Origin of the sequence: Streptomyces sp. A0958 (assembly GCF_004795035.1) — a bacterium.
In the GTDB taxonomy this organism is placed as follows: Bacteria; Actinomycetota; Actinomycetes; order Streptomycetales; family Streptomycetaceae; genus Streptomyces.
Genome location: NZ_SSBK01000036.1, coordinates 39,210 through 55,775, shown reverse-complemented (window position 1 = coordinate 55,775; position 16,566 = coordinate 39,210). Strand labels below are relative to the sequence as shown.

General features: G+C 71.8%; 13 protein-coding genes. 6 read left to right on the top strand and 7 right to left on the bottom strand.

All coding sequences use genetic code 11. The features are described from left to right. Positions 1–366: 366 nt before the first annotated feature. From E6P78_RS27015 to E6P78_RS26995, 5 genes are all read right to left on the bottom strand, one after another. On the bottom strand, positions 367–3,384 hold the full coding sequence (locus tag E6P78_RS27015; RefSeq protein WP_136206268.1) for a glycoside hydrolase family 38 C-terminal domain-containing protein: 3,018 nt from the start codon (positions 3,382–3,384) through the stop codon (positions 367–369). Between the two features lie 54 nt (positions 3,385–3,438). Continuing rightward, positions 3,439–4,692 (bottom strand): glycosyl hydrolase, encoded by a 1,254-nt coding sequence (locus E6P78_RS27010; protein ID WP_136206267.1) that lies wholly within the window; start codon positions 4,690–4,692, stop codon positions 3,439–3,441. Between the two features lie 46 nt (positions 4,693–4,738). Next, positions 4,739–5,599 (bottom strand): carbohydrate ABC transporter permease, encoded by an 861-nt coding sequence (locus tag E6P78_RS27005; RefSeq protein ID WP_136206266.1) that lies wholly within the window; start codon positions 5,597–5,599, stop codon positions 4,739–4,741. Further along, positions 5,596–6,465, bottom strand: coding sequence for a sugar ABC transporter permease (locus tag E6P78_RS27000; RefSeq protein WP_136206288.1), 870 nt, complete (start codon positions 6,463–6,465; stop codon positions 5,596–5,598). Before E6P78_RS27000 ends, E6P78_RS27005 begins: the two co-directional genes overlap by 4 nt. 77 nt (positions 6,466–6,542) lie before the next feature. Beyond that, positions 6,543–7,829 (bottom strand): sugar ABC transporter substrate-binding protein, encoded by a 1,287-nt coding sequence (locus E6P78_RS26995; protein ID WP_136206265.1) that lies wholly within the window; start codon positions 7,827–7,829, stop codon positions 6,543–6,545. A gap of 363 nt (positions 7,830–8,192) precedes the next feature. Here E6P78_RS26995 and E6P78_RS26990 point away from each other — a divergent pair, with 363 nt between their 5' ends. The 6 genes from E6P78_RS26990 to E6P78_RS26960 all read left to right on the top strand — a co-directional run bounded on the left by E6P78_RS26990 (position 8,193) and on the right by E6P78_RS26960 (position 13,733). Beyond that, positions 8,193–9,224 carry a LacI family DNA-binding transcriptional regulator gene (locus E6P78_RS26990; RefSeq protein WP_136206287.1) on the top strand — a complete coding sequence of 344 codons (1,032 nt, stop codon included), beginning with the start codon at positions 8,193–8,195 and terminating at the stop codon, positions 9,222–9,224. Positions 9,225–9,814: 590 nt separating this feature from the next. Next, positions 9,815–10,261: a hypothetical protein gene (locus E6P78_RS26980; protein ID WP_136206263.1), complete on the top strand. Its 447-nt coding sequence runs from the start codon at positions 9,815–9,817 to the stop codon at positions 10,259–10,261. 3 nt (positions 10,262–10,264) lie between these two features. Continuing rightward, on the top strand, positions 10,265–10,825 hold the full coding sequence (locus tag E6P78_RS26975) for a toxin (protein ID WP_136206262.1): 561 nt from the start codon (positions 10,265–10,267) through the stop codon (positions 10,823–10,825). Between the two features lie 49 nt (positions 10,826–10,874). Continuing rightward, entirely contained in the window at positions 10,875–12,113 is a 1,239-nt protein-coding gene (locus E6P78_RS26970) for an MAB_1171c family putative transporter (RefSeq protein WP_136206261.1), read from the top strand. After that, on the top strand, positions 12,110–12,721 hold the full coding sequence (locus tag E6P78_RS26965; RefSeq protein WP_136206260.1) for a hypothetical protein: 612 nt from the start codon (positions 12,110–12,112) through the stop codon (positions 12,719–12,721). Before E6P78_RS26970 ends, E6P78_RS26965 begins: the two co-directional genes overlap by 4 nt. 163 nt (positions 12,722–12,884) lie before the next feature. Beyond that, positions 12,885–13,733: a GNAT family N-acetyltransferase gene (locus E6P78_RS26960; RefSeq protein WP_136206259.1), complete on the top strand. Its 849-nt coding sequence runs from the start codon at positions 12,885–12,887 to the stop codon at positions 13,731–13,733. Between the two features lie 16 nt (positions 13,734–13,749). Here E6P78_RS26960 and E6P78_RS26955 read toward each other — a convergent pair whose 3' ends face one another. Beyond that, the gene (locus tag E6P78_RS26955; protein WP_136206258.1) at positions 13,750–15,444 is read right to left on the bottom strand and encodes a SpoIIE family protein phosphatase; all 1,695 of its coding nucleotides are present in this window, start codon (positions 15,442–15,444) and stop codon (positions 13,750–13,752) included. A 334-nt stretch (positions 15,445–15,778) separates the two neighbouring features. Continuing rightward, complete coding sequence (locus tag E6P78_RS26950; RefSeq protein WP_136206257.1) at positions 15,779–16,540, bottom strand: helix-turn-helix transcriptional regulator; 762 nt, start codon at positions 16,538–16,540, stop codon at positions 15,779–15,781. Positions 16,541–16,566 lie beyond the last annotated feature (26 nt).

Below are 16,566 nucleotides of genomic sequence, written 5' to 3'. Positions count from 1 at the left end.
TCCTTCTGGGGCTGAGCCCGGGGACTCGCACTGTGCCAGTCCCGCGTCGCCGCGATGATTACCCCATCCGGATATGCAAGCCGGAAAATACGTCAGCGCACTCACCGACCATTTAGCCGATGAGAGCACTTGGAGTCTTCGGGAACCACAACTGCAACTGGTAACCAGCGTAGCACAATGAAAGCGGCCGGGCGCGAGAAGTAATTCCTCGCGCCCGGCGCGCCATAAAAACTTACGCAAACCCTCACACAAACACTCGCTGTGCATTGTGCAAAATTCTGTGCCTTCGGCTAGGAATACGCCTCGGCCCGGGACGCGCCGCACCCCCGCCGGTCAGCCGCGGGAGAGCCGCGCGACAGCCCGGCATCAGCCGCGCGAGAGCCGCAGCGTCACCAGTTCGAAGGGCCGCAGCGACAGCCGCACGCCCTCCTCGTCGCGCTCGGGCACCGCCGCACCGGCCAGCGGCCGCTCCAGCAGGTCCGTCGCCACGACACCGGTGGCCGGGAAGCCCGTGGCCAGGCGGACCTTCGCCCGGCCGCCCGTCGACTCGTAGAGCCGTACGACGAGGTCGCCGCTCCCGTCGTCCGCCAGCTTGACGGCGCTCACCACGACCGCGTCGTTGTCGACGCCCACCAGCGGGGCCACCTCCCGCTCACCGGTGATCCGGCGCTCCGGCAGGTTGACGCGGAAGCCCTCGCAGACCGCGTCGCCGATCGCGGCGCCGGGGACGAGCGCGTGCCGGAAGCGGTGCACGCCCTGGTCGGTCTCCGGGTCGGGGAAGCGCGGGGCGCGCAGCAGCGAGACCCGGACGGTGGTGGTCGTCCCCGCGTCCGCGTCCCGGACGGTGCGCGTCACGTCGTGCCCGTACGTCGAGTCGTTGACGAGTGCGACGCCCCAGCCCGGCTCCTCCAGGTGGACGAAGCGGTGGTTGCACGCCTCGAACTTGGCCGCCTCCCAGCTGGTGTTGGTGTGGGTGGCCCGGTAGAAGTGCCCGAACTGCGTCTCGGAGGCGTACCGCTCGGCGTGTACGTCCAGCGGGAACGCGGCCTTGAGGAACTTCTCCGTCTCGTGCCAGTCGACCTCGGTGTCGATGTCGAGCCGCTTGGCGCCCGGCTCCAGGGTGAGCAGCTGGGTGACCTTCGAGTCGCCGAAACCGCGGACGACCCGCACCCCGTCCGCGACCGGGGTCAGCTCGTCCAGGTCGGTCAGGTCGGTGACGGTGTTGCGGTAGAACTCGTCGACGTCCCAGGCGTCCCACATGTTCGGGAAGTCGGGGTGGATCTGGAGCAGGTTCGCCGCCGCGCCCGGGGCGACGGTCTCGCGTCCGGCGGCGATGTCGTACGCGGAGACGACCAGGCCCCGGCCGTCGATCTCCACCCGGAGCAGGCCGTTGTCCAGTACGTAGCCGCCGCCCTCGCGCGGGGCGGGCCGGGTGGCGTCGGCCGCCGCGACGGCTGCCGCCGCACCGGCGGGGACACCGCCGCGCGCGTGCGGCGCGGCGTTGAAGACGAGGGCCCGGCCGCCGGCGGGGTCACCGGCCAGGGCGCGCTGGGCGGCGTCCACGATGCCGGTCAGCTCCTCGGCGACGGCCGCGTACGTCTTCTCCGCCTCGCGGTGCACCCAGGCGATCGAGGAGCCGGGCAGGATGTCGTGGAACTGGTGCAGCAGCACCGTCTTCCAGATCCGGTCCAGCTGCTCGTACGGGTAGGCGAAGCCGGTCCGTACGGCGGCGGTGGCGGCCCACAGCTCGGCCTCGCGCAGCAGGTGCTCGCTGCGGCGGTTGCCCTGCTTCGTCTTCGCCTGGCTGGTCAGGGTCGCGCGGTGCAGCTCCAGATAGAGCTCGCCGACCCAGACCGGGGCGTTCGGGTACTCGGCCTCGGCCTTGGTGAAGAAGTCGGTGGGGGTCTCCCACGTCACCGTCGCCGAGCCCTCCAGGCTCCGCATCCGGGCCGCCTTGGCGATCATCTCGCGGGTGGTGCCGCCGCCCCCGTCGCCCCAGCCGGTCGGCGCCAGCGAGTGCTGGGCGACGCCCTTGTCCTTGAAGTTCGTCGCCGCGTGGGCGATCTCGCTGCCCTTCATCGAACAGTTGTACGTGTCGACGGGCGGGAAGTGCGTGAAGATCCGGGTGCCGTCGATGCCCTCCCACTGGAAGGTGTGGTGCGGGAACTTGTTGGTCTGGCTCCAGGAGATCTTCTGCGTGAGCAGCCACTTGGAGCCGGCCGCCTTGATGATCTGCGGCAGCCCGGCCGCGAAGCCGAACGTGTCGGGCAGCCACGCCTCGTCGTTCTCGATGCCGAACTCGTCCAGGAAGAACCGCTTGCCGTGCACGAACTGGCGGGCCATCGCCTCCGAGCCGGGCATGTTGGTGTCGGACTCGACCCACATGCCGCCGGACGGGACGAACCGGCCCTCCGCGACGGCCGCCTTGACCTTGGCGTACACCTCGGGGCGGTGCTCCTTGATCCAGGCGAACTGCTGGGCCTGCGACATCGCGAAGACGAAGTCCGGCTCGTCCTCCAGAAGCGCGGTCATGTTGGACGTCGTACGGGCGACCTTGCGGACCGTCTCCCGCAGCGGCCACAGCCAGGCGGAGTCGATGTGCGCGTGGCCGACCGCGCTGATGCGGTGCGCGGAGGGCGCGGCGGGCGTCGCGAGGACACCGGCCAGCTCCCCGCGCGCGGCGGCCGCCGTCCCGCCCACGTCCTGGAGGTCGACCGCGTCCAGCGCCCGGCCGACGGCGCGCAGGATGTCCCAGCGGCGGGCGCCCTCGACGGGCAGCTCCTGCATCAGCTCGCCCAGCACCTCCAGGTCCTGGACCAGGTTCCACACGTCCTCGTCGAACACGGCGAGGTCCATCCGGGCCAGCGTGTACTGCGGTTCGCCGCCGGCCGTCTCCTTGTCGCCCAGCCGCGTCGGCAGGAAGGGGTGGTAGTCGAGGATGACCGGGTTGGACGCGGCCTCGATGTGCAGCGCCACCTCCTCGCCGCCCGCGACCGGGGCGCCGACGCGCACCCACTGGTTGCGCGGGTTGAGGCCCTTCACCGGGGTGCCGTCGGGGCGGTAGACGAGGCCCTCGCACTGGAAGCCCGGCATGTTCTCGTCGAAGCCGAGGTCGAGCAGCGCCTCGACGGTCCGGCCCGCCCAGGCATCCGGGACCGTGCCGGAGACCTTGAACCAGGAGGTGCCCCACGGAGCGCCCCACCGGTCGCCGACGGCGATCGGTTCGGTGGGCCCGGCCAGGCCCTCGGCGACCGGGACGGGCTCACCCGGCGCGTTCCAGACGGCGACGTCCAGCGGGACGGACTGCGGGTATACGGCCGGCCGGATGCGCTCGTCCAGGACGCGCTTGAGTCGGCCTTCGACCAGGCTGCGGTCGTCGTGCATGAGGGTGGCTCCGTTGTGAGTGGGGGCGGGGTTACCGGGGGTGCGGGTACGGGGTCAGCGGACCTGTTCCGGTGTCAGTACGTCGGTGATACCCCGCGCGGCGAGGTGCTGCGGGTCGGATGCCCTGCTCGCGAGGACGGTGGTGGGGCGGACGCCGTCCGCGGTGAGCCGGGCGAACGCTTCGAAGACCGCGCCGCCGGGGGCGCAGACGGAGCGGCGGGGCGCGGTCGCGTCGTCACCGGTGTCGACCACGAGGGCCGTGGTCCGGGGGGCGGGCCTGCGGGTCCGGGCGCGCTGCTCCTCCACGATCCGGGCGATGGCCCGGCCGGCCGGCTTGACCTGGCGGTCGTTGGTCAGCAGCCCGAGGCTGTACTCCAGCTCGGGGAAGTCGGCCAGCGAGCGGGACACGTCGTGGGAGCACCACCAGGTGACGCCCCACACGTCCTCGCAGTCCAGGGCGTTGGCCACGGTCGCCTCGGTGAACGCGGCGGCGTGCTCGGCGGGGATCAGCGGGGCGGGCGCTCCGACCTCCTGGAGCCACACCGGCCGGTGCGGGTCGAGCGCCCAGGCCTTGGACAGCTCGATCAGGTAGGCGGCGTGGTGCTCGGTGGCGGTGGCGGTACGGCCGTGGCGCTGGGCGGTGCCGTTGAAGACCCAGGAGTGCACGGCGGTGACGGCGCCCTTGCGCGCCGCGTGCGCCGGGGTGAAGGCGTGGTCGTCCTGGTACCAGGCGGCGTCGTACTCGGCGTGCAGGTGGAGCTTGCCGGGTGCCCCCTCCTCGCAGGCGTCGAGCATCCGGGTCAGCCAGGCGCCCGCCTGCTCGGGTGTGATGCGGTCGGGGTCGGGGTGCGGGTCGCCGGAGAACTGGTTGATCTCGTTGCCGAGTGTCATCCCGATGAAGTGCGGCCGGTCGGCGAGGGCGGCGGCCAGGGTGCGCAGGTACTCGGCCTGCCCGGAGAGCACGTCCGGGTCGGTGAAGAGGTTGCGCCGGTGCCAGGTGCCGGTCCAGGCGGGCAGGAAGTCGAAGCTCGACAGATGGCCCTGGAGCCCGTCCACGCAGGTGTCGAGTCCGCGTTCGGCGGCGGCGTCGGCGAGCTGGACGAGCTGTTCGACGGCGCGGGGGCGGATCAGGGTGCGGTTGGGCTGGAAGAGCGGCCAGAGCGGGAAGACCCGGATGTGGTCGAGGCCGAGGCCGGCGATCGAGTCCAGGTCGGCGCGTACGGCGTCGAGGTCGAAGTCCAGCCAGTGGTGGAACCAGCCCTGGCTGGGCGTGTAGTTGGCGCCGAAACGCAAGGGGGAGGTGGTCATACGGAACAGGGGTCCTGGTTCTGTGGTGCGGGGTGGGCGGTGGGGGTCAGCCCTTGACGGCGCCTTCGCCGACGCCCCGGAAGAAGAAGCGCTGCAACCCGGCGAAGAGGACGATGAGCGGGAGCACGGCGATGATCGTGCCCGCCGCGACGAGCCGTTCGTCGTTGGCGAAGGTGCCGTGCAGGTAGTTCAGGCCGATGGTCAGGGTGAAGTTCTCCGGGTCGCTGAGGACGATCAGCGGCCACAGGAAGTCGTCCCAGGAGCCCATGAAAGCGAAGATCGCGACGACGGCGAGGGTGCCCTTGACCGAGGGCAGCGCGATCCGCAGGAAGCGCTGCCACACGTTGGCCCCGTCCACGAACGCCGCCTCCTCGATCTCCACGGGGAGGTTGAGGAACGCGTTGCGCATCAGCAGGACGTTCATCGCGCCGATCGACCCGGGCAGCAGCACGCCGAGCAGGGTGTTGTTCAGCCCCAGGTCACGCATGGTGGTGAACTGGGCGATGATGATGCCCTCCACGGGTACCAGCATGGCGAGGATGAACGCCAGCGTCGCGGCCCTGCGCCCCCGGTAGCGCAGCCGGGCCAGGGCGTACCCGGCCAGCGCCGAGCCGACGCAGTTGGTGACCACGTTGGCGGAGGCGACCTTGAGGGAGTTCAGCGCGTAGTCCCAGACCGGGATCGTGTCGGCGACCCGGCTGTAGTTGTCCAGGGTCGGATCGCTGGGGAAGAACTTCGGCGGCGAGCTGAAGATGTCCTCGTTCGGGCCCTTCAGCGAGGTCGACAGCTGCCACAGGAAGGGCCCGACGGTCAGCGCCAGGACGGCGAGCAGCAGCACGTAACGCAGGACGAGCTGCCAGGCCGGGACGCGCCGGCCCTCGGCGTCGGTGGTCTTCAGGAAGCTCACGCGTCCTCCTTGCGGTCGGCGCGCAGCACCAGGAGCATCAGGCCGACGGTGACGACGAAGATGACGACCGAGATGGCGGAGGCGTAGCCCACCCGCCCGCTCAGCCCGGTGCCGACCCGCTGGACGAGCATCACCAGGGTGGTGTCCTCGCCGGCCGGTCCGCCGGAGGGGCCGGCCATCAGGTAGACCTCGGAGAACACCTTGAAGGCGGAGACCGAGGACAGGGCCGCGACCAGCACCATCGTGGAGCGGATGGCGGGCACGGTGACCGTGAAGAAGCGGCGTACGACTCCGGCGCCGTCCACGGACGCGGCCTCGTGCAACTCCCTCGGCACGTTCGCGAGGGCGGCCAGGTAGATGATCATGTAGTAGCCGAGGCCCTTCCAGACCGTGACCGTCATCGCGCTGCCCAGCAGCAGCCACTGGTCGCTCAGGAAGCCGACCTTGCCGATGCCGACGGCCTCCAGGAGCGAGTTGATCAGTCCGCGGTCGTCCAGCATCCAGACCCAGATGAGGCCGACGACCACGATGGAGGCGACGACCGGGGTGTAGAAGGCCGAGCGGAAGAACGAGATGCCGGGGATGTGGCGCTGGACGAGCATCGCCAGCAGCAGCGGCAGGATGACGAGCGCGGGGACGACGCCGAGCACGTACAGCACGCTGTTGCGCAGGCCGGTCCAGAACATCTCGTCGTGCAGCAGCTCGCGGAAGTTCGCCAGGCCGACGTACGAGCCCGGGACCAGGGTGCGCCGGTCGGTGAAGGAGTTGACCAGCGTGCTGAAGAACGGGAAGAGGCTGAAGGCGCCGACCACGATCAGGCCGGGGGCGGCGAACAGCCAGGGGCTGAGGGGCAGATGGCGGCTGATCCGGCCGCCGGGCCGGCGGCCGGAGCGGGTGCTCCGGGTCGCCGTGCCGTTGGGGGTGGGGGAGTTCACGAGGGGGCTCAGCTCTGCTGCAGCAGCCGGTCACAGGCCTTGACAGCGTTGTCAAGAGCTTCCTTGGGGCTCTGCTTTCCTTGCAGGGCCTTGGCGATCTGGTTGCGCAGCTCGGTCTTCATCTGCTCGCTGAACAGCACCGGCGTGTAGTTGACCGCCGTCTTCAGGGACTTGGCGGCGGCGACCCGGACCCGGGTCTCGTCCGTGCCGTCCTCCTTGGTGAAGTACGGGTCGTCCAGCGAGCCCTCGGTGCTCGGGAAGATGGCGACCTGCTTGGCGAACTCCATCTGCCGGGTCGCGTCGGTCACGTAGTGGGCGAAGGCCACGGCGGCGGGCTTGCGCTTGGTCTGCGCGTTCACCATGACGCCCATGACGTACATGTTGGCCTTGCCGGTGCTGCTGACCTGGTCGGTGATCCCGATGTTCTTGTAGAGGCTCGGGGCCTGCTTCTTGAAGTTGGCCAGGTCCAGCGCGCTGCCGGGGTTCATCGCCACGGACTCGGTGAGGAACTTGTGGCCGGACGACTCGGGGGTCGCGGTCAGCGCCTGCGAGTCGAGCGCCTTGGCGTCGTACAGCTCCTTGTAGTGCGTGAGGAGTTCGACACCCTTGGCGTCGTTGAAGGTGAAGCCGGTGCCCTCCTTGTTCATCAGCTGCCCGCCGTAGCGGCCGAAGTCCTCGATGGTGGGGACGTTGGCGAGGGTGGCGACCTTGCCGTGACTCTTCTCGGCCAGCTTCAGACCGTCCGCGAAGACCTCGTCGTACGTGGCCGGCGGCTTCTGCGGGTCGAGCCCGGCGTCCTTGAACAGGCGCTTGTTGTAGAACATCGGGCCGGTGTTGAGGTACCAGGGGAAGGCGTACGTGCCCTGCGTGCCCGGAATCTGGTGGCTCTTCCAGGCGCCGTCCAGGTACTCCTTGCGGTACTGCGGCGCCGCCTTGTCGAGGTCGAGCGCGATGCCCGCCTTGGCCAGCGGGGCCACCAGGTCGGGCGAGACGTTGACGACGTCGGGCAGGGTGCCGCCGGCCGCGTCCGCGCTGATCTTGTCCGCGTAGCCCTCGCCGGGGCGGTCGACCCACTTGACCTCGGCGCCCGGGTACTTCTTCTCGAAGTCCGCGATCACGCCGGTGAAGTAGTCCTTGAAGTTCGCCTGGAGGTTCCAGGTCTGGAAGGTGATCTTCCCTTCGACCTTGCCGGAGGCGTCGGACGAGTCCGAGCCGGACCCACCGCCGCACGCGCTCAACGGCAGGACGGTGGCGAGGACGGCGGCAGTGGCGACTGCCCTGCGGGAGATGCGCACGGTGAACGGCTCCTTTGCTCGGACCAGGCGTGCGGACGGTGGCCCGGGGTCCCTGACCCGGTGGGCCGCGTTCGCCCGACAGACCCTGCAATGCACGCGGGCCAAAAGTCAATACATTCACCGGAACGTAATCTTCGGTTACCACATAAGCGCAGGTCAGAGCCGTGTGAGATCGTATTGACGCGCCACTACTAATGCGCTTTAGGTGGGGTCAGCTCAAGCGCTTTAGTTGTCCGGCCCACCTAGCTCGACCAAAGTGCGGGGGACGCTTTACGATGCCCCGGGGGCAAGCGGACCCGACGACCCGTCAGCACCACAGGGAACGCAGGAGATGAGGCACGGGTGGCACCGAAGCGGCCGACCATGAAGGACATCGCCCAGCGGGCCGGGGTCTCGGAGAGCGCGGTCTCGTTCGCGCTCAACGACCGGCCGGGCGTCTCGGAGGTCACCCGCGCCCGGGTGCGGCGCGTCGCCGAACAGCTGGGCTGGCGCCCGAGCACCGCCGCCCGCGCCCTGTCCGGCGAGGGCTCGGCCACCGTCGGCCTCGTCGTGGCGCGCCCGGCGGCGAATCTGGGCGTGGACTCGTTCTTCCTCCAGCTGATCTCCGGCATCCAGGAGGTGCTGGCCGAACGTCACCTCGGGCTGCTCTTCCAGGTGGTGGACGACGTGGCGGCCGAGTGCGGCGTCTACCGGCGCTGGTGGGCCGAGCACCGGGTCGACGGCGTGCTCGTCGTGGACCCGCGCACCGACGACCCCCGCGTCGCCCTCCTCGACGAACTGGGCCTGCCCGGCGTCGTCATCGGCGCCCTGCCCGGCACGGACACCGGCCCCCACCCGGGCCTCTCCCAGGTCCGAGCCGACGACGCGGGCGCGATGGCCGCCATCGTGGGCCGGCTGCACGAGCTGGGGCACCGACGCATCGTCCACATCGCCGGCCTGCCCTCGCTCGCCCACACCGACCGCCGCATCCGCTCCCTGCGCGTGGAGGCCGACCGGCGCGGCCTGACCGGGGCGCATTCGGTGGCCACGGACTACTCCGACACCGAGGGCGCCGCGGTGACCCGCCGGGTCCTGGAGCGGGACGATCCGCCGACCGCGCTGATCTACGACAACGACGTGATGGCGGCGGCCGGAGTGGCCGTGGCGGCGGGCCTGGACGTCCAGGTGCCGGACGATGTGTCGGTCGTGTCGTGGGAGGACTCCGCGCTGTGCCGGCTGACCGCTCCGTGGCTGACCGCGCTGTCCCGGGACACGGTCGCGTTCGGCCGGCTCGCGGCGCGGGAGCTGACCGCCCTGCTCGACGGCGGACCGGCCCGCACCGTGCGGGTGCCGCTGCCCCGGCTCATCGAACGGGGCAGCACGACGAAGGCACGCGAGGACGCCGGACCGAGCTGACCAGGGGGCTCGGGGGAGCACCCGGCGGTGGGCGGCTGCTGGGAACCGGCAAGGAGCGGCGTACCGGCGCGAGGACGGCAAGGACACTGACCGGCCGGTCAGTTGATGACTGCCGGGGCAGGGTCCATAATGGACGGGTAGCCCTTCACGCATCCCCCGTCGTGAAGGGCTACACCCCTTTGTGGTCACCACGGCTTTGCGCTCACCACGGCAGTGCGCACGCGACCCGCGCGCGACGCACCCGGCGGGCGTCTTCACGGGCGGCGCACCGGCATCTTCACGGGCGGCGCACCGACGTTCTCACGGGCGGCGCACCGGCGTTCTCGCGGCCGGGCGCGCACCGGTGTCTTCACGGGCAAGGGACTCCCCTCGTGGCCCCCTGCCCATGTTTTTTCGAGTTAACAGTGACGTAGAGTGTTTGCGCAAGCCCGCTCCGAACACCGGATCAGAATGCTCCCCATCGCGCCGCCACCGGTGTCCCGCCCCCGGGACGGGACGCGGGGGTTGGTTACAGTACGAGCCCGTTGACCGAATCGAGCGCCGCCCGGGACCGGACAGGGGCCTGCGGCGGACGTGAACGTGGGGGCCGGATGGACAACGGCGAGGAGCGCGCGCCGGAGCTGCGGACGCTGCGCCAGAAGGTCGAGTACATGGTCGAGAAGACCTTCCCCGGCCGCAAGATCTCGGGACGGGTCTTCGCCGACCTGGTCAAGGAGCGGGGCGGCTCCCTCTCCCACAGCTACTTCTCCAACATCCTGGCCGGCAAGGTCACCCAGCCGTCCGAGGAGATCCTGAAGGCGCTCGGGCTGGGCTTCGGCGTGGACTGGCGCTTCTTCAAGGAGGAGTCCGAGGTCGTGGACGACGTCGTGGCCGGGCTTCAGTTCCTGGCCAAGCGGCGGACCGGCGAGATCAGCGGGCTGGCCGGACGCGGGCTCGACGAGGACGGGCTCCCGCCGGAGCTGCTGCGGTTCGCGCTGGCCCTGCTCCGGGACGCCGAGGACCGCGAGCCCACGGCCGACGGCGGACAGCGGGGCTGACCCATGTCCATGCGGAAGTTGCGCCGGGAGTGCGAGGAAGGCCTCGCGGAGCTTCCGCTGCCCTCGCCGTTCTCCATACCCGGCCTGGTGGCGAACATGGAGGCGGCCCGCGGCCGCACCATCGTGCTGCACGCGATGCCCGACCGGCTGGCCCGCGTCAACGCCGCCTGCGGGCTGCGGCTGAAGACCGGCGGGACCAGCTTCGTGCTCTACCGCCGGCGCCCCACCGAGTACCAGACCCAGCACGTCATCCTGCACGAGCTGTGCCACGAGTGGTTCGACCACGGCACCTCGCTGGACGCGGAACAGCTCCAGCGGCTGCTGCCCGTCTTCGACACCTCCCTGATCGCGCGGGTCGTCGGCCCCGGCGGGACGCTGACCCCGGACGCCGTACAGGCGCGCGCGCAGTACGACACCCACGACGAACGCATGGCCGAATTCGGTGCTTCGCTCATCCCCCGGATGGCCCGCGACGTGACGAGCGATGACATGGTGGGGCGGCTCGCCAACTCGCTCTCGCGCCCGGTCGCGCATCGCCGCGGGGGACTGTTCCGCCGTACGTAGCGCCCGTACCGCCCGACCCTGCGTCCCCCCATCCCCGAGGACTTCTGCCGTGACCCCGCTCGACCTCGCCGGCTACCTGATAGCGGGCCTGATGACAGCCGTCGCCCTGTGGCGCATGCCGGCCGCCCTGTGGGGCGACGAGGAGGACCGGCGGCGCCGGGCCCTGTGGGGCTGTTACGCGGGATTCGCCGTCGCGCTGTGGACCAAGACCCGGATCGTGCGCGTCGGGCTCAACGACAGCCCGGTCACCGACCTCTCCGTCCTCATCAAGCACTACACGGCGACCATCGCGATTCTGGCCATTCTCAGCTACATCGTGGCCATCTACGGCCAGTACGCCGACGAGGGAGACATCCCCCGGCACGTACGGTTCGCACGGCTCATCCAGCAGGTGGCGGCCAAGGCGTCCGTCGCCACCCTCGCGCTGCTGACCGTGCTGTTCTTCACCGTCGTCGACCGTTCCGTCCCCTCGGACCGCTTCGTGGCCGACCACGCCGGGCAGTGGGGCGCGACGCTGTACATGAGCGTGTTCTACCTCTACCTCGGCGCGGCCTCCGCCGTATGCGCGTACCAGTGGGCGCTGGCCACCGCGAGCGCCGGGACGCGTCATCTGCGGGTGGGGCTCGGGATGATGACGTTCGCGATGTTCATCGGCGTCGGCTACACCGTCAGCCGGACGCTGTTCCTCTGGGTCAGCGTCATCGACCGGCCGAGCGAGTCCTTCGCGCTGGACTTCGACGAGATCACCGAGGCCGCACAAATCGTCCTGTTCGCCTTCTTCGCGGTCGGCGCCTCCGTCCCCGCCCTGAGCAACGTCCGCCGCCGCGCCAAGCTCTGGCGGGCGCAGGTGCGGCTGCACGGCCTCTGGTACGAGCTGATGACGGCCTTCCCCGACCAGCCCTTCGAGCCCCCGGCCCCGCTGCTGCGCGAGCTGACCCGCTTCGACACCCCGGCCGACCTGCGCGTCGACCGCTGGGCCGCGGACATCGCGGACGCGGTGGAGAAGCTGCGCCACTACGTGCCCGACGCCCTGTTCCCCGCCGCGGAGGAGGCGGCCGGGGCCGGGCCGCTCGCCGACGCGTACTGGATCAGGGCGGCCCTCCTCGCCCGGGACGCCGGGGCGAGCGCGGGCGACGCGGCGGCCGTCGGAACCCAGCACGCCACCGACCAGGACGGTGAGGTCGCCTGGCTGGCCCGGGTCGCGGCGGCGTACCGCACGGTCACCCCGGAACGGGCCCGTCAGATCCTGGAATCCTCTTCCGCAACGGGCAAGGAGCAGCCGGCATGACCACCACCGACACCACGGGCCCCGCCTCGGACGCCGCACCCGACCACCGCGTCGCGCGCACGGTGACCGACGTACTCCAGCCGCGCAACCTGCTGCTGGTCGGCATGGTCTCCATCGGCCTCGCGGCGGCCGGGCACTGGACCGGTCTGCTCTGGGGGCTCCTGGGCGCGCTGTGCGCGGGGATCGTGCCGGCCGGGTACATCGAGTGGGAGCGCGGGCGCGGCACCTGGGGCGACCGCCATGTGGTCGACCGGACCAAGCGGGCGCCGATCTTCTTCGTCATCCTCGGTTCCATCGGCGTCGGTTCGGCGGTCATGGTGCTGGGCGGGGCACCCACCGGCATCCTGGCCGCGATGCTCGCGCTGTGGGCGATGACGGTCGTGCTGCTGGCGGTCAACACGGTCTGGAAGATCTCGGTGGACGCCTCCGTGGCCTCGGCCGTGGTCGCCCTGCTCGCCGCCGTCCACTCGCCGTGGTGGCTGTTCGGGTACGCGATGACGGCCGCCGTGGCCTGGTCGCGGGTGGCGCTCGGCTACCACACGGTCGGCCAGGTGACGGCCGGGACGGCGCTCGGAGCGACCACGGCGTGCGCGTTCCTGTTCGTGTGAGCGGGGCCGGGCGTCGTTGAACGGACCGGTCGAGCCGCGTTCCTGTTCGTGTGAGCGGGGCCGGGCGTGTCGTTGAACGGACCGGTCGAGCCGCGTTCCTGTTCGTGTGAGCGGGGCCGGGCGTGTCGTTGAACGGACCGGGCGAGCGGTCCATCGTGGGTGCGTGCCGAACTTCGAGATCACCACAGCGAGCGCGGACGACATCCGGATGATGGCGGACTGGGCCCACGCCGCGAACTGGAACCCGGGCCTGACCGACGGCCAGGCGTTCTTCGCCGCCGACCCGTGCGGCTTCCTGATCGGCAGGCTCGACTCCACGCCCGTCTCCTGCGTCTCCGTGGTCCGCTACGGCTCCGACTTCGGCTTCCTCGGCTTCTACCTGACCCGCCCGCAGCTGCGCGGCCGGGGATACGGGAGCCGGCTGTGGGCCGCCGGGACGGCCCGGCTCGCCGGGCGCAACACGGGGCTCGACGGGGTGGTGGAGCAGCAGCCCAACTACCGGAAGTCCGGCTTCCGTCCGGCCTGGACGAACCTGCGCCACGAGGGCCTGGCACCGCTGGGCGTGGCGCCGCCGCCGGGCGTCACGCTCGTGGACGTACGGTCGCTGCCGTTCGGCCTGGTGTCCGCCTACGACCGCCGCTTCTTCCCGGCGGAGCGCGACGGCTTCCTGGCCGCCTGGACCACCACCCCGGGACGCACCGCGTTCGCCGCGCTGTGCGAGGGCGAGGTGCGGGGGCTCGGCGTGCTGCGCGCCGGCCGTACGTCCTCGCGCGTCGGACCGCTGTACGCGGCCACGCCGGAGATCGCGGAGGCGCTGGTGAGCGCGCTCGCGGCCACCGAGCCGGCGACCCCGGTCGCCGTGGACGTGCCCGACGCCAACCCGGCGGCGGTACGGCTCGCCGAACGCCTCGGGCTGACCCCGTCGTTCGAGACGGCCCGCATGTACACGGGCCCGGTCCCGGACATCGACCTCACCGGCCTCTTCGGCATCACCAGCCTCGAACTGGGGTGACGAGCGGGCCGGCGCGCTAGGCGGTGTCCACGCGGGTCCGGGAGGCCAGCACCGCGATGTCGTCCTCGGCGCCCGGCCCGAAGCGTTCGAGCACCCGGTCCAACAGCGTCTCCAGGTCGCCGTTCTCCGGCAGGGTCAGCTCCTTGAGCCGGGCGACGCACGCGTCGATGTCCTCGTCGCGCCGCTCCACCAGGCCGTCGGTGTACATGAACAGCACCGTCCCGGGCCCGCACTCCATCCTGGTCGACCGGTAGCCGCCGAACCCGGTGCCGAGCGGCGGGCCCGCCGGTACCTCGCAGATCCGGGTGCCGGCCGGGCCCGGGTCGATGAACACCGGCGGCAGATGGCCGGCGCTCGCCACCTCGCACATCCCGCCGGACCGGTCCACCACGGCGAGCAGGCAGGTCGCGGCCCGGTCGATCCCGGACCGCTCCACCATCCGGTCCAGCTGCTGGAGGATGCGGTGCGGGGGCAGCTCCTCGTCGGCCAGCAACCGCAGCAGCGAGCGGTAGTGGCTCATCGCGACGGCCGCCTCGACGCCGTGTCCCATGACGTCCCCCATCGCCTTGAGGTGCCGCCCGTCGGGCAGCGGGATGACGTCGAACCAGTCGCCGCCCACCAGCACGCTGCGGTCGGCCGGCAGATAGCGGGTGGCGACCTCGATGTGCGGGTGGGGCGGCCGGGGCTCGGAGAGCAGGGAGCGCTGCAGCTCCAGGGCGATGGTGTGCTCGTGGGTGAAGCGGCGCGCGTGGTCGAGGTGGACGGCGGCCCGCCCGGCGAGCTCCCTGGCCACCACCACGTCGTCGTCCGAGAAGACGGGTGAGCCGCCGGCCCTCATCAGGCCGAGGACGCCGATCGGGGCGCCGCGCACCGAGACGGGCACGACGACCGACGAGTGCAGGCCGAGGTCCCGGTAGGCCTCGGCCCACTCGGGGCTGGGGGCGGAGCGGTTCAGCTGCTCGTCGTCGGTGAGGTTCTCGACGATGGGCTGGTCGGTGGCCAGGCAGCGCGGTACGACGGCGTCCTCCCGGTGGTCGACGTAGTCGCCGGCCACGCCGAACCGGGCGGCGCACGGGCTCAGCCCCCGTACCACCGACATCGCCGCGCGCCGCAGCCGGATGACACCGGGCGGTGCCGGGCGGACCGGTGGGGCGACGTCCCTCGGGAAGACCTCCACGATGGCGACGTCGGCGAGCCCGGGGACGACGAGGTCGGCCAGCTCGGCGCAGGTGGTGTCCATGTCGAGGGTGGTGCCGATGCGGGTGTTGGCGCTGTCCAGGAGGCTCAGGTGGCGCTGGGCCTGGGCGAGCCGGCGCTGTTCGTCGTCGGATGCCACGACCTCCAGCACGATCCCGACGACGCCGACGACCCGGCCGGCCTCCTCCAGGCGGTGGTAGGCCCCGTGCCAGTAGCAGCGGGCGGTGCCGGAGGCTGCGGGGAGCCGGCCGCTGGAGGTGATCTCGCGCGCCCGGCCGTCGGCGAGCACGGCGCGCATCAGGTCCTCGCGGGCGTCGATGTCGGGCATGACCTCGCTGGGGCGGCGGCCCAGGTGGGCGGCGGGCGCGAGGCCGTTGTGGCGTACGAGCGCCGGGTTCACGTACAGGTAGCGCAGCTCGGTGTCGAACACGGCCACGCCCGCCGTCGTGCCGTCGAGCACGGCGGCGAGCGCCGCGACATCGATCGACGGCGGATGGTCGGCGTGCACCGGCAAGGCAAACCTCCTGGGGCAGGGCACGGGCCGCCACACTGCCCGGCCCTTCATCCTCGGACGCCCGGCCCGCTCCCGCATCCGCAGCACCGCCGACCGGTGTCGCCCAGTGCGGCGGCATCTCCCCCGCGGTCTCCGGCCTCCCCCGGGGCGCCGGCACCGCGGAGAGCACGACGCACCCGGCCGCCGCCACCTCGCACACCGGGAACGCGTCCGCGAATCCGCCGGACGTCCCGGGCGCGCCCTCGGCGAATCCGCCGGGCGCCCCCGGGGGCGCCCTCGATCCCGGCCGCCGCCACCGTGGAGACGACCGCGACGCCGACATGCTCCTCGGGTCCTACGCCCCGCCCGTGCCGCCCGCCGCGTAGGACCCCGGGGTGGTGCCGAAGGCGTGCCGGAACGACTGGATGAACGCGCTCGGCCCGCCGTAGCCGCAGGCGGCGGCCACCGCGGTGACCGAGCCGCCGGACGCCAGCAGGGTCAGCGCGTGGTGCAGCCGGAGCTGGGTGCGCCACTGCGGGAACGACATCCCGGTCTCGGCGCGGAACAGCCGGCTCAGGGTGCGCGCCGAAGCGCCGACGGCCGCTCCGAGCTCGGTCAGGGTCCGCCCGTCCGCCGGGTCCTCCTGAAGGATGCGGGCGATGTCCCGCAGCCGGGCGTCGGACGGGGAGGGCAGGCAGACGCCGAGCGGTTCGACCCGGCGCAGCTGGTCGAGCGCGACCCGCTCCAGGTTCCGCCGCTGGCGCTGGTCGCCGATCAGCTCCGTGTCGTCGGTCAGGCAGGCCACCACCTCCCTCAGCAGCGGGGTGACGGCCAGGACGGTCGGCCGGTCGAGCCGGAGCGGGTTGTCCGCCGGCGCGAAGCTCAGCGCCCGCAGCTCGGTCGGCCCGTACGCCAGGTGGGCGTGGACCACACCGGCCGGAATCCACGCCGCCCGGTGCGGCGGTACGGCCCACACCCCGAGCGGGGTGGCCACCTCGAGGACCCCGCGCGAGGGGCAGACGAGCTGGTGCTCCAGGTGGTGGTGGCTCTCGATGCGCTCCTGGTGCGCGAGCGGCACCCGGGCCGGGCCGTGCAGGGTGCGGCAGGTTGGCGACATAAGTCGGCAGATTATCGCTAGCCCGC